The organism is Campylobacter concisus (assembly GCF_002913045.1).
In the GTDB taxonomy this organism is placed as follows: domain Bacteria; phylum Campylobacterota; class Campylobacteria; order Campylobacterales; family Campylobacteraceae; genus Campylobacter_A; species Campylobacter_A concisus_AP.
The window spans coordinates 74,218-86,773 of the sequence record NZ_PPAF01000026.1 but is presented as its reverse complement, the minus strand read 5'-3'; the positions used below and the strand labels follow the sequence as shown (position 1 = coordinate 86,773).

The window sequence follows — 12,556 nt, the reverse complement described above, 5'->3', positions numbered from 1 at the left end:
ACAACCCTTAAAAAAACAATTTATTTATCATGATGATAAAGACGCAAACTGGCGCCACATATCTTAATAAAAAATACCACGCACTAAATACAAAGTCGCTCATATATGGACTAAATAGCACATAAAGTGCTTCTCTTTTCATAAAATATCCAACGAATATCGCTCCACCAATACCACTAATTGGAAGCAGAACATTTGAAGCGGTAAAATCAAGAAAATCAAAGAAATTTTTACCAAAGAGCATAAATTTGTCGCCAACATTTTCTATATTTGATAAAAGACATAAAAATCCCAATACAAAAACACCGGCTCCAACTATGCTAAGAGCTTTTATCCTGCTAATGCCATACTCTCTGATCAAGAAAAATACAAACGGCTCTACGATAGAGATAGCTGAAGTAATGCCAGCAAAGATAAGCGCTGCAAAAAATGCTACAGCTAAAATTTGACCTATCACACCAAGCTTAGCAAAGAGCGTTGGAAGCGAGATAAAGACAAGTCCTGGTCCTTGAGACGGCTCTGCGCCAAATTCAAATATAAATGTAAAGATAACAAGACCCATCATAATGGCTAGGACGATGTTTATAAAAACGATACTTAGCGTAGAAGTAGCTAAATTTGTATCATCACTTAAGCTAGCTGAATATGTAATGATAGCTGCCATACCAAGAGATAGTGTCCAAAAAGCAAGCCCAAGAGCAAGCAAGAGCGAGTTAAATGAAATTTTACTAAAATCAGGAACAAGTAAAAACTCAGCCGATTTTGTAAAGCCATTCATTGTCATAGAAAAGATAAGCATGATTAAAACCATGATAAATAGGCTTGGCATCATCCAAACATTTAGCTTTTCAATGCCACTTTTCACACCTTTTGAAAGGATAAAAAAGCAAGCTACAAATGCAATAACAAAATAAAGCATCTGCTCGCCAAGACCATGCGTAAGAAGCTCGTTAAATATTACCTTTGAACTTTCTATATCGTTTGGAAGACCGGTAAAAGATAGTGTGAAATACTTAAAGACCCAGCCGATGATCACAATATAATAAGATGAGATTATAGCTGCGGTTACCATAGCTAAAATTCCAACCAGTTGCCATAAATTTTTATTTTTATTCGCCAACTTTCTAAAGGCATTTACACTATCACTTTCGCTAAGCTTGCCAATACTTAGCTCTGCCATAAAGATAGGTATGCCAACTAAAAACGTTATCAAAAGATATAAAATAACAAATGCTGATCCGCCATTTTCACCGACCATGTATGGAAATTTCCATGCATTGCCAAGTCCAACAGCTGACCCTGCAACTGCTAAAACATAACCTATTTTAGAAAACTGTTCTTTTGCCATTATGCAATCTCCCTTACTAACACCACAAAAACTAGAACTGGTGCCACAAACCTTATTAAAAAATACCAAATTTTAAAAACAATCTCACCCATATAAGGCAAAAATAGTTCTTTTAAAAGCTCAAATTTCATAAAGTACCCAACAAAAATGGCAAATATAATGCCACCAAGTGGGAGCATAATGTTTGAGCTAAGATAATCAAGCAAATCAAAAAAGCTCTTACCAAAAAATGTAAGTGCTTCTTTAAAATCACCAATACCGCTTAACGCACATAAAATTCCCAAAAGATAAACTACGGCACCGACAATGATAATTGATCTATTTCTACTAAATCCCAAGCTTTTATTTAAGAAAAATATAAATGGCTCGACTAGCGAAATAACCGATGTTATACCAGCAAAAAATAAAGATGTAAAAAATGCAAAAGCCAAGAAATTTCCAAGCAAACCAAGCTTTGCAAAAAGCGTTGGAAGTGAGATAAATGCTAACCCTGCACCCTTTGATGGCTCTGAGCCAAATTCATAGGTGAATGTAAAAACTATAAGCCCTATAATTACGCTAATAATTATATTTGCAAAGACTACATAAAGTGATGAAGTGAATAAATTTGTATCATTGCCTAGGCTTGATGAGTAGGTTAAAATGCAGCCAATGCCAATACACATCGTAAAAAAAGCTAATCCAAGAGCATTTAAGATAGCGCCTTGATCTATCTTTGAAAAATCAGGTACTAGTAAAAATTTAGCCGCCTCATCAAATCCATTCATACCAAAAGAGTAGCCAAGCATAAGCAAAAGTAAAATAAAAAGTGCTGGAATAAGATATACATTTATACGCTCTATTCCACTTTTTATACCTTTTGTAAGTATAAAAAAGTAGGCAAAAAAGGCGATGCTAAAATATAAAATTTGCTCCTCTATGCCCTTTGAAGTAAAATTTACAAAAAGCGCTTCTGAGCTTGCCATATCTTTTGGAAGCTCGCCAAGACTTAAGATAACGTATTTTAAAACCCAGCCGATAATAAGCGTGTAAAAAGATGCGATGAATAGCCCTGTCACCATCACAACACCAGCAAATTTCCAAGAATTTGCCCCCTTTGTAGCTAGACTTTTAAATGCTCCAACCGTGTCAAGGCGTGAAATTTTACCCATTGCCATCTCAGCAAAAAATATACTAAGTCCAACAACAAAAGCAAAAAATAGATATATAAGAATAAATGCTGAACCACCGTTACTACCGACCATATATGGAAATTTCCATGCATTACCAAGACCAATAGCCGCTCCAATGATAGAAAGAACAAAACCAACTTTACTAAATCTATCCATCATTTACCTGCTATTTGATAGATCATGATGGCACAAATTGCAATTGGCACGATATATCTTAGAGTGAAGTACCAAATTTCAAAGAATACTTTTCCCATAAATTCGCCAAAGAGTAGATATAGGCTCTCTTTTTTAAGTTTATAGCCAACAAAAAAACTAAAAATTATGGCACCTATTGGCATCATTATGTTTGAAGTAAGAAAATCAAGTGCATCAAAGACTGGCTTACCAAAAATACTAAAGATATTAGCCGTCTGTGCATAATATGAAAAAATACAAAAAAGGCCTAAGATATAGACAAAAATTCCAATATAAATAAGAGCCTTTTTGCGTGAAATTTCAAATTTTCTAACCAAATAATAAGCAAATGGTTCGATCATCGAAACAGCACTTGTAACACCAGCAAATAAAAGTGAAACAAAAAATGCGATAGCCATGACATTGCCAACTATCCCAAGTTTTGCAAAGAGCGTAACAAGTGAGATAAAAATAAGCCCCGGGCCACTTGCCGTGCTATCAGCTCCATAAGCAAATATAAACGTAAAGACCACAAGTCCCATCATAATGCCTATTAATATGTTTATAAAGATGATAGAAAGCGTTGATTTTATAAGATTTGTCTGCTCTGGTAAATTTGCAGCGTATGTTGGTATTACACCAACGCCCATAGATAGCGAGAAGAACGCGAGTCCAAGAGCTTGTAAAATAACATCTGGCGTGATCGCGCTAAAATTTGGTACAAATAAAAATTTAGCCGCCTTAACAAAGCCATCGCCCATACTAATTGCATAAAAAAGTATACAAACAAGCAGTATAAAAAGACTCGGCATCATCCAGATATTTAGCTTTTCAATGCCACTTTTCACACCTTTTGAAACAGCAAAAAATACCATTAAAAAGACTAGACTAAAGCAAAGCACGGCACTGGTTAGATCATTTGCCAAAAGTGTATTAAACTGCGTTGCTGCTTCTTTAGTATCAGCCAAAAGTGGCGAAAAACTAAGATAAATGTATTTTAATATCCAGCCAATGACAACCATATAAAACGAAGCAATAAGTATCGCTCCTATCATAAAAAAGCCTGAAAAAGACCATATTTTTTTGTGTTTTGGAGCAAGTTTATAAATGGAGCTTACAACGTCACTCTCACCAAGCTTACCAATGCTAAGCTCCGCTAAAAATGCTACAAAAGCAATAGCAAACGTGAGAAGTAAATATAAAACTATAAATGCTGAACCGCCATTGTTTCCTACCATTGTTGGAAATTTCCATGCATTACCAAGTCCAACAGCCGATCCTGCCATCGCAAGAACAAAGCCTATTTTTGAAAATTTTTCATTTATCATTGATTACCTGAGATTAAGAATAAATTAATTTTTTCAAAGATAACATAAAAAAACTTTTATTTTTCTAAGCCAAGAATTTTTCATAGGCAATTTAAATTTTTAGTGTTTTTATTTGAAACAAAGTTTTGTTTTTGTAATATTACGGCTCATAAAGTTTAAGTAGGGGACAGATCCGAAAGAGCTTTAAAATTTTAAAGGAGCAACGATGAAAAAGATCGTGTTTTTAATTCTTGGTCTTGCTGCATTTGCATTTGGTGCTGATGGCGAGATGATTAGATCATATTCGGTTATCGCTGGTGGTATTGGTCTTGGCCTTGCAGCTCTTGGCGGTGCTATTGGTATGGGTAACACAGCTGCTGCAACAATTAGCGGAACAGCTAGAAACCCAGGTGTTGGTAGCAAACTTATGACTACAATGTTTATCGCTCTTGCGATGATCGAAGCACAAGTTATCTACGCACTTGTTATTACACTTATCGTTCTTTACGCAAACCCAATGCTTGGCTAAGCGTAAAGCTTAAATTTAGCCCCTTTTGGGGCTTTTACTCTTTTTGCGATCATGGTGGAATTGGTAGACACGCTATCTTGAGGGGGTAGTGCCGCTAGGTGTGCGAGTTCGAGTCTCGCTGATCGCACCATCTAATCTTATACTTCAAAATCCAAAATCTTACAAAATTAAAAAAGGGGAATTTATGCTAGATAAAAAGCGTGCTTTAAAACAGCTACAAAATGAAGCAGATGATACCGCCATCTATACGTTACTCGAAGCTAGTGAAAAAAATGAAGAAAATAAAAAAATACTTCGTAAATTAATCACTGAAGAAAAACGACACTATGCTTTTTGCCAAAAGATAACAGGTGAGAGTAGAACTGCAAATTTATTCAAAGTCATCTTCTATACGATACTTGTTAAAATTTTTGGTACATCTTTTACTTTAAAATTTATGGAGTCACGTGAAGAAGACGCAGAGCAATTTTATCTTGGTATTGTTGATGAGTATTCTGAAGCTAGAGATATTTATGAAGAAGAAGTAAATCATGAAAATAATTTAATCTCTATGTTAAAAGACACGAAACTAGTCAATGCTGGTGGCATTGTTCTTGGCATGAATGACGCATTAGTTGAGCTAACTGGCACACTAAGTGGTATCGCACTTGCTTTTTCAAATACAAAATCAGTTGGTGCGACAGGCCTTATCATGGGTATTGCAGCTGCTCTTTCTATGGCAGGATCAGCCTATCTTGAGTCAAAAGAAAATCCAAGTGACGAGATCAAACCGCTTACCTATTCGCTCTATACAGGTGGTTCGTACATCATAACAACGGCGTTTTTGATACTTCCATTTTTCATCTTTTCAAGTGGTGTTTACGCTGTCTTGTCGATGTTTTTCTTTGCCTTTGTTGCCATTATCACTTACAACTTTTACATAAGCGTAGCAAAAGAGCTTAAATTTTTGCCAAGAGTGGTTGAGATGTGTGTGATAACTTTTGGTGTTGCGATCATTTCGTTTGGTATTGGCTTTTTAGTCAAGCACTATTTTGGCTTAGATATTTAATCCAAAATTTCATACCAGGTGTAGCTATCGTCTCCAAAATTCCCACTAAATAGTGGCTTTAAATTTAGATCAAGGCTTAAATTTTTACCATCCTTAAAATTTGAGCTTTGATAGATAAGTAGCCACTTTACGTTTGCTAGTTTGCTATCTTTTGCAAGTTTTAAAAACTCACCAGTGCCTTCAAACATGCTAAGTCCTTTTAAGCTAAGCTTTTTTTGAATGCTAACTTTGCGACCTGGCACGCTAAAGAGCGGTATTGTCTTATCAAATTTATCACTTCTTGAGTAGATTATGACATCTGGATTTTTGCCGCCACTTACTAGCCTACTATCAAGCTTTGGGCGATCAACTCGCACTGTGTTGCCGCCGATCACTAGCGTATCTATGATGCATCTTAGTTTATGGACATGCGTGCGACTAAGTTCATTTGTGATGATGCCACCACTTGCTACTCCATTTTTACTAATTGCGATTTTTAAAAAACTAAAACCACCATTTTGATATGCCAAAAATGGTTCAAGCAGCTTATCGCAGCGCTCTTTTAAAACGGCAAATTTAACTTTTATACCAGCGCTTTTAAGCAAATTACCACCACCACTTGCTACCTTATTTTCATCGTGGCTTCCTATTATCACCTCTCTAAAACCAAGCTCTTTTAGCAAAATTGCACAAGGTGGCGTTTTACCATGATGTAAGCAAGGCTCAAGAGTGACGTAAGCTTTTGCATTTTTTAGTAAATTTGAGTGATTTTTTAGTATAAATTCATAGGTAAATTTTGGCTCCAAAAGGCCAAATTCGCCCTCTTTTATATTAGAGCTAAATTTATCGTTATACGCTTTTATAAAATCATCTTTAAATTTTTCACTTTTTTTGCAAAGCGCAAAGAGTATCGCCGTTGGCTCAGCGTGCAAATATCCAGCCTTTTCATGAGCCTTGCAAGATAAAATTTTGCCATTTTCATCAAGAATAAGGCATCCAACGGCTGGATTTGGATAGGTTAATATTTGAAATTTCCAAGCCTCGCTTAAAGCAAGATCCATGTAAAATTCGTCGTTCATCTTAGCAGACTATATTTATTTTCCTATATCTTTTATCTCATCAACAAGAGTTTTTGAGATCAAGTCGATATCGGTCGGCTCATCCTCCACGTCCCATCTAAAAGCAGCAATCTCTGCCAAAACAGAGATCTCTTTAAAATAGCTATATTTCGTTGTAGAAAGTGGTATAGCGTAAGAGACCAAAAGCCTATCAGCGTTATCATAAATTTTCACGCTATAGCGAAAGTGTGGCTTGTTTAACGCCTTGCCACCCCAGTTAAACCATCTTTCATAGTCCATTTGTATTTTTATCTTGAAACTATTTTCGTCCCCTAAAATGCCCTGCTCTTTTAGATGCTTGTTTATAAATTCCACAAACTCATCACGAAGTTCGCTTTCATTTTTATAGTCAGGGTTGTGCTCGTATCTAGTTGGTTGATTCGTCAATGTTAGGTTAAAATCACTAACAATATATTTAGCCACGCCTTTTTGTATCGGCGTTGGCTCAACATTATATTTATATCTTCCTGAGCATCCAACGAAGAAAACACTTAAAACTATTAAAAAGAGTATTTTTACAAATTTCATATTTTCTAAATTTACGATAAGCCGTCGATCTTGCCGTCTGCATCTATCTTCATATTGATAGCAGCTGGCACTTTTGGAAGTCCTGGCATTAGCATGATCTTACCGCAAACTGCGACGATAAAGCCAGCCCCGGTTCTAATATCAAGATCTTTTACACTAAATGTAAAGCCTTTTGCTCTACCCAAAAGCTTCGCATCGTCGCTAAATGAATACTGAGTTTTTGCTATACAAACTGGCAAATGGCTCAAATTTAGCTCTTTTATCATATCAAGCTTTTTAAGAGCGGCTTCCTCAAAGACCACCTCGCCAGCTCCATAAATTTCCTTAGCGACTTTTTCTATTTTAGTTTTCGTATCATCGCTCATCTCGTATGTAAAATTTATCTTGCTCGGCTTATCACACACTTTTAAAACTAGCTCGGCAAGCTCAATCGCACCTTTACCACCTTTTAAGAAATTCTCACAAACTGCCACTTCTACACCAAGCTCGCGGCAGTACTCTTTTACGAAATTTATCTCTTCATCGGTGTCAAAGCCAAATTTGTTAAGCGCCACAACTACGTTTTGTCCAAATTTTCCTTTTAAATTTTCGATGTGTCCGCCAAGGTTTTCGATACCTTTTTTAAGAGCGTTCATGTCTGGTTTTGTGATCTCGTCTTTATTTGCTTCGCCGTTATATTTTAGCGATCTGATCGTACTTACAAGCACCACAGCGCTTGGCCTGATATCAGCAACCCTGCATTTTATATCTAAAAATTTCTCCGCACCAAGCTCAGAGCCAAAGCCAGCTTCAGTGATGACGTAGTCAGCTAAATTTAGAGCTGTTTTAGTTGCGATAACGGAGTTGCAGCCGTGCGCGATGTTTGCAAATGGGCCACCATGCACGAGTGTAGGTGTGTGTTCAAGCGTTTGAAATAAATTTGGCTTAATTGCATCTTTTAAAAGTATACAAACAGCGTCTTGACAGCCTAGATCACGCACATAGATAGGCTTTTTATCACTATCGTAGGCGACCATAATATTTGCCACGCGCTTTTTTAGATCAGAAAGGCTTGTTGCTAGACAAAGCACAGCCATGATCTCGCTTGCAGCGGTGATATTAAAGCCATCTTCTCTTGGCACGCCATCCGTCCTGCCACCCTGACCCACAGTGATAAACCTAAGCGCGCGGTCGTTCATATCCATACAGCGCTTCCATAAAATTTTCTCGATTTTTAGCGGGTTTTCTTGATAGAGGCTATTATCTATCATCGCTGAAATAAGGTTATTTGCCGATGTTATAGCATGAAAATCGCCAGTGAAGTGTAAATTTAGATCCTCCATCGGCGCAAGCTGCGAGTAGCCGCCACCTGCTGCTCCACCCTTTATACCAAAAACTGGCCCAAGAGATGGCTCACGAAGCGCTAGGCAAACCTTTTTATTAAGTGAATTTAGTGCGTCGGCTAGACCGATCGACATAGTCGTTTTGCCCTCGCCATATGGGGTTGGATTAGTCGCGGTGACTAAGATGAGCTTTGAGTTTGACGGCTCAAGCCTTGGAGAAATTTTAGCCTTATATTTGCCGTAAAGCTCAAGCTCGTCTTCGCTTAAGCCTAGTCTTGCAGCAACTTTACTGATGTGTTCTAATTTTGTTTGGTGAGTTATCTCGATGTCGCTTAGCATTTACCACTCCAAATATGTTTTTGCTTTTTTTATCTCACTAATGTTGATCTCAAAAATTCCCTCTTCGTTTTCAACTGCGATGCTCTCATCATCCGCTTTTACGAGCCTTCCTGCAAATTTCTCAGTCTCGGTTTGAATTTTAACTAGCTCACCAATGCTTGATTTAAAATGAGATGGCTTACTAAGCTTTCTCTCAAGGCCAGGCGAGCTAACTTCGAGGTTATAATCCCCACTAACTGGCGGTGTCACGTCAAAGATAGGCGAGAGTAGACGGCTTACTTTTTCACAGTCATCTAGGCTCACTCCGCCATTTTTTGTGATATAAACTCTAAAAATAGCCCTACCATTTTCATTTGCGATCTCGCTATCGTAAAGCTCGACACCGCATTCGCGTACTAGTTTGTCTAAATTATCCATTTTTGTTTAAATCCTTTGAAATTTTATCAAACAACTTATCCATATGGTTTTGATACTCTAATCTATCGTCAAATTTAAAGTGAAAATTTGGGCATCTGTACCAGCCCTCAGCTGCCATGCAGTGGTTTTGCAAATGCCTGCAAACTCGCTTTAAATGTCCCAAAATATACTCTTGTTCACGCTCATCAAATGCCATTTTGTCAAGATAAACAAAGGCGTCGTATCTGCCCTTTTTACACTCGACATCAGTGACGCAAATCCCCTTTAAAATACCATCTTCAAGAGTAGCTAGAGCCTCTGGAATGAGCTCTTTTAGCACACTCTCTGTTCTCATACGCTTTATTTCGTTAGCGTTCATAGAGTAGCTTTCTCCTTGACTTCTTTAAAGCTTTCGATATAGTCATTTTCTCTAATATCGTTGAAATTTTCGATACCAACGCCACACTCATAACCTTTAGCAACCTCTTTGACGTCATCTTTGAAGCGTTTTAATGAACTTACCGAGCCCTCGTAAACGACCACACCTTCTCTAATAAGGCGAATTTTTGCACCTCTGTTTATCGTGCCTTCAGTAACGATACATCCAGCGATAGCACCAACTTTTGGCACATGGATCACTTGACGAACCTGAGCTTGACCAAGCTGCTCTTCTCTGATGATCGGTGACATTAATCCACCTAAAATTGCCTTCACGTCGTCAATTAAATTATAAATAACGTTATAAGTTTTAATTTCAACGCCACTCTCTTTTGCCTTTTCTTTTATCTCGCCAGTTGGTCTTATGTTAAAACCAAGGATTATACAGTCTTCGCTCGCACTAGCAAGTGCTACATCGCTTTGCGTGATGCCGCCAACACCTGAGTGGATGACATTTACCCTGATCTCATCATTTGCTAGTTTTTCTAGACTTGCTTTTAGCGCCTCAAGTGAGCCACCAACGTCAGCTTTAATAATAACTGGAAGCGTCTTTAACTCACCCTCAGCGATCTTAGCACTAAGCTCATCAATACTAACTTTCGTGCTCTTACTAAGCTCTTTTTGGCGGATATATTCAGCCTTTTTCTGTGCGTACTCACGAGCCTCTTTATCTGTTTTTACACCTATTAGCGTCTCGCCAGCCTCTGCTATCTCACTAAGACCTACTATCACACCGCATTCGCCTGGTTTTATATCTTGCAAAGGCTTACCTTGGTCATCAAGTAAGCTTCTTATCTTTCCATATGCAACGCCAGCTACGACAGTATCCCCAACATGAAGCGTGCCGTTTTCAACGATGATGGTAGCTACTGGACCACGACCTTTTTGAAGTGAGCTCTCGATAACAGTTGCTTTCGCATTTGCTTTTGGATTTGCTTTTAGCTCTAAAAGATCAGCTTGTAAAAGTACGATCTCTAATAGATCATCTATACCCATGCCTGTTTTTGCAGAGATTGGCACAAATTCATATTTTCCACCCCACTCTGTTGGCATGATATCAAGCTCGGCAAGACCTGTCTTTACTAGGTCAGGATTTGCTGACTCTTTATCCATTTTATTTATCGCGATGATTATTGGTACACCAGCGGCTTTTGCGTGGCTGACAGCCTCTTTTGTTTGTGGTTTTACGCCATCATCTGCTGCAACAACTATAATAACTATATCAGTTACACCAGCACCTCTTGCACGCATAGCAGTAAACGCTTCGTGACCTGGGGTGTCAATAAACGTGATGTTTTTGCCGTTTTTATTTACCATATAAGCACCAACATGCTGAGTGATACCACCGGCCTCTCCTGCTGCTACACGTGATTTTCTTATGTAATCAAGCAATGAAGTTTTACCATGATCAACGTGACCCATGATGGTTATGACTGGTGCTCTTGGCTGGAGATTTTCATCGTCTTTTATCTCTTCTTCATAGGCTGCTACGTAGTCAAATTCTTTTTGATCATCGATGATATTAACCTCTACATTAAACTCATCAGCCAAAATTTCTATCGCATCTTCATCCAAAAAGTCATTTTTTGTTGTCATCATGCCAAGCATGAAAAGCTTACCAATGATCTCGCTTGGCTGTTTGTTTAGCTTTTCAGCAAATTCATAAACACGAATTTCTTTTGGAATATTTATAGACGTCACAGCTTCATTATTTTGTTTATTTTCAGGCTTTTTGTGTTTTTTTCTAGCTCTTCTTTGAATGCCGCCTTCGCCAAATGAATTTATCGTATTGTTGACCGTAGTTCTCATAACATTTGGCTGTTTTGTCTTTTGAGCTGGTGCTGGTGCCGGAGTTTTAAAACTAAAATCAGGAAGAACGACTACATCTTCATCTTCTAGCACTATGTCACCAAAATCACTTCCGTCAAGCAGATCCATCTTCTGGGCGCTATCCTTTTTACTTGCAACAACTACTTTTTTATCTTTTTTCTTTTTCTTAGCTAAATTTTCATCATTTGCTGAAAACATACTTTTAAAATCGCTTATATTAGCTATGCTTGGTTCAGGCTTTTTCTCTTCTTTTGTAGCAATTGGCGTTTCATAATCTTTTTTCTTTTTTACTATCACAAGGCCACGTCTTTTTTGAGTCACATCGGCCAAGCTCTCTTTTGGTCTTGGAGCTTCGACTTGTTTTTGCTCTACTTTGATTTCTTCTTTTTTAGGCTCGATTTTTTGTTTTTCTTCTAAAATTTGTGTCTCTTTCTTAGTCTCAGCTTTTACCGACTTTGACTCAGTTTTAGTAGTAGCTTTTTTAGATTCACTTTTTTGTTTTTCTTCTTTTTTTACTGACTCTTTTTCAACTTCTTTTTTAGGTTCTTTTTTTGGTTCTTTTTTTGGTTTAGGTTCACTCTTTTTCTTTTTAAATTTATCTGGTATCACACCAGTTTGAACATATTCATATATAGCTTCGGCCTCTTCAAGGCTAACTGCATTTGAGTGAGTTTTGACTTTTAATCCTAGCTCTTGAGCTTTTTCTACTATCTCTTTACTTGGATAGCCAAGCTCGTTTGCGATCTCTGAAATCCTAACATTGCTCATTTAAGAGTATCTCCTTTAACTTCGGTGCATCACAAATAAAAGCACCTTTAGTTTGTTTATCAATTATTTTTTTTAAAATTTTTATATCTTTTTGCATACATTTGTCGCACAGATAAAAGCTACGACCATTTCCTTTGCCATGCTCTAAATTCTTACCTACCAAGCGGTATCTTTTTAGCAAGCTCTGAGAAATTTTAACTTTACAAGCGACACATGTCCTTACGGGATTATTTTTGTTCATTATATCTTTTTAAACTTGT

The 12,556-nt window shown here is 37.4% G+C and carries 12 protein-coding genes and 1 tRNA gene; 3 read left to right on the top strand and 10 right to left on the bottom strand.

All coding sequences use genetic code 11. The features are described from left to right. Positions 1-7 precede the first annotated feature (7 nt). Genes CYP43_RS03025 through CYP43_RS03015 form a run of 3 tightly spaced genes read right to left on the bottom strand, consistent with a single transcriptional unit; the run spans position 8 to position 4,022 of the window. Positions 8-1,348 carry a sodium-dependent transporter gene (locus CYP43_RS03025; protein WP_103582448.1) on the bottom strand — a complete coding sequence of 447 codons (1,341 nt, stop codon included), beginning with the start codon at positions 1,346-1,348 and terminating at the stop codon, positions 8-10. Beyond that, positions 1,348-2,679 (bottom strand): sodium-dependent transporter, encoded by a 1,332-nt coding sequence (locus CYP43_RS03020; protein WP_103582447.1) that lies wholly within the window; start codon positions 2,677-2,679, stop codon positions 1,348-1,350. Before CYP43_RS03020 ends, CYP43_RS03025 begins: the two co-directional genes overlap by 1 nt. Next, positions 2,676-4,022: a sodium-dependent transporter gene (locus CYP43_RS03015; RefSeq protein WP_103582446.1), complete on the bottom strand. Its 1,347-nt coding sequence runs from the start codon at positions 4,020-4,022 to the stop codon at positions 2,676-2,678. Before CYP43_RS03015 ends, CYP43_RS03020 begins: the two co-directional genes overlap by 4 nt. A 205-nt stretch (positions 4,023-4,227) precedes the next feature. On the opposite strand from CYP43_RS03015, the gene CYP43_RS03010 reads away from it, so the two are divergent. The 3 genes from CYP43_RS03010 to CYP43_RS03000 all read left to right on the top strand — a co-directional run bounded on the left by CYP43_RS03010 (position 4,228) and on the right by CYP43_RS03000 (position 5,578). Further along, positions 4,228-4,530 (top strand): F0F1 ATP synthase subunit C, encoded by a 303-nt coding sequence (locus CYP43_RS03010; RefSeq protein WP_004317263.1) that lies wholly within the window; start codon positions 4,228-4,230, stop codon positions 4,528-4,530. A 45-nt stretch (positions 4,531-4,575) separates the two neighbouring features. Next, positions 4,576-4,660: transfer RNA gene (locus CYP43_RS03005), tRNA-Leu, on the top strand. A gap of 54 nt (positions 4,661-4,714) precedes the next feature. Further along, on the top strand, positions 4,715-5,578 hold the full coding sequence (locus CYP43_RS03000; RefSeq protein WP_103582445.1) for a VIT1/CCC1 transporter family protein: 864 nt from the start codon (positions 4,715-4,717) through the stop codon (positions 5,576-5,578). On the opposite strand, the gene ribD is transcribed toward CYP43_RS03000, so the two are convergent. The 7 genes from ribD to CYP43_RS02965 are packed head-to-tail and all read right to left on the bottom strand — an operon-like array spanning position 5,575 to position 12,537. Then, on the bottom strand, positions 5,575-6,636 hold the full coding sequence (gene ribD, locus CYP43_RS02995) for a bifunctional diaminohydroxyphosphoribosylaminopyrimidine deaminase/5-amino-6-(5-phosphoribosylamino)uracil reductase RibD (protein ID WP_103582444.1): 1,062 nt from the start codon (positions 6,634-6,636) through the stop codon (positions 5,575-5,577). The two genes, CYP43_RS03000 and ribD, sit on opposite strands and share 4 nt — an antisense overlap. Positions 6,637-6,651: 15 nt before the next feature. Then, complete coding sequence (locus tag CYP43_RS02990; protein ID WP_103582443.1) at positions 6,652-7,203, bottom strand: hypothetical protein; 552 nt, start codon at positions 7,201-7,203, stop codon at positions 6,652-6,654. Positions 7,204-7,214: 11 nt separating this feature from the next. Continuing rightward, positions 7,215-8,864 carry a formate--tetrahydrofolate ligase gene (locus CYP43_RS02985; protein ID WP_103582442.1) on the bottom strand — a complete coding sequence of 550 codons (1,650 nt, stop codon included), beginning with the start codon at positions 8,862-8,864 and terminating at the stop codon, positions 7,215-7,217. Next, on the bottom strand, positions 8,865-9,281 hold the full coding sequence (gene rimP / locus CYP43_RS02980; protein WP_103582441.1) for a ribosome maturation factor RimP: 417 nt from the start codon (positions 9,279-9,281) through the stop codon (positions 8,865-8,867). Beyond that, positions 9,274-9,639, bottom strand: coding sequence for a 30S ribosome-binding factor RbfA (rbfA, locus tag CYP43_RS02975; RefSeq protein ID WP_103582440.1), 366 nt, complete (start codon positions 9,637-9,639; stop codon positions 9,274-9,276). Before rbfA ends, rimP begins: the two co-directional genes overlap by 8 nt. Then, on the bottom strand, positions 9,636-12,296 hold the full coding sequence (gene infB / locus CYP43_RS02970) for a translation initiation factor IF-2 (protein ID WP_103582439.1): 2,661 nt from the start codon (positions 12,294-12,296) through the stop codon (positions 9,636-9,638). Before infB ends, rbfA begins: the two co-directional genes overlap by 4 nt. Further along, complete coding sequence (locus tag CYP43_RS02965) at positions 12,283-12,537, bottom strand: hypothetical protein (protein ID WP_085657700.1); 255 nt, start codon at positions 12,535-12,537, stop codon at positions 12,283-12,285. Before CYP43_RS02965 ends, infB begins: the two co-directional genes overlap by 14 nt. Between the last annotated feature and the right edge of the window lie 19 nt (positions 12,538-12,556).

Coding starts and splice junctions, on each gene's coding strand:
- CYP43_RS03025 (WP_103582448.1), bottom strand. CDS start 1,348: ATGGCAAAAGAACAGTTTTCTAAAATAGGTTATGTTTTAGCAGTTGCA.
- CYP43_RS03020 (WP_103582447.1), bottom strand. CDS start 2,679: ATGATGGATAGATTTAGTAAAGTTGGTTTTGTTCTTTCTATCATTGGA.
- CYP43_RS03015 (WP_103582446.1), bottom strand. CDS start 4,022: ATGATAAATGAAAAATTTTCAAAAATAGGCTTTGTTCTTGCGATGGCA.
- CYP43_RS03010 (WP_004317263.1), top strand. CDS start 4,228: ATGAAAAAGATCGTGTTTTTAATTCTTGGTCTTGCTGCATTTGCATTT.
- CYP43_RS03000 (WP_103582445.1), top strand. CDS start 4,715: ATGCTAGATAAAAAGCGTGCTTTAAAACAGCTACAAAATGAAGCAGAT.
- ribD (WP_103582444.1), bottom strand. CDS start 6,636: ATGAACGACGAATTTTACATGGATCTTGCTTTAAGCGAGGCTTGGAAA.
- CYP43_RS02990 (WP_103582443.1), bottom strand. CDS start 7,203: ATGAAATTTGTAAAAATACTCTTTTTAATAGTTTTAAGTGTTTTCTTC.
- CYP43_RS02985 (WP_103582442.1), bottom strand. CDS start 8,864: ATGCTAAGCGACATCGAGATAACTCACCAAACAAAATTAGAACACATC.
- rimP (WP_103582441.1), bottom strand. CDS start 9,281: ATGGATAATTTAGACAAACTAGTACGCGAATGCGGTGTCGAGCTTTAC.
- rbfA (WP_103582440.1), bottom strand. CDS start 9,639: ATGAACGCTAACGAAATAAAGCGTATGAGAACAGAGAGTGTGCTAAAA.
- infB (WP_103582439.1), bottom strand. CDS start 12,296: ATGAGCAATGTTAGGATTTCAGAGATCGCAAACGAGCTTGGCTATCCA.
- CYP43_RS02965 (WP_085657700.1), bottom strand. CDS start 12,537: ATGAACAAAAATAATCCCGTAAGGACATGTGTCGCTTGTAAAGTTAAA.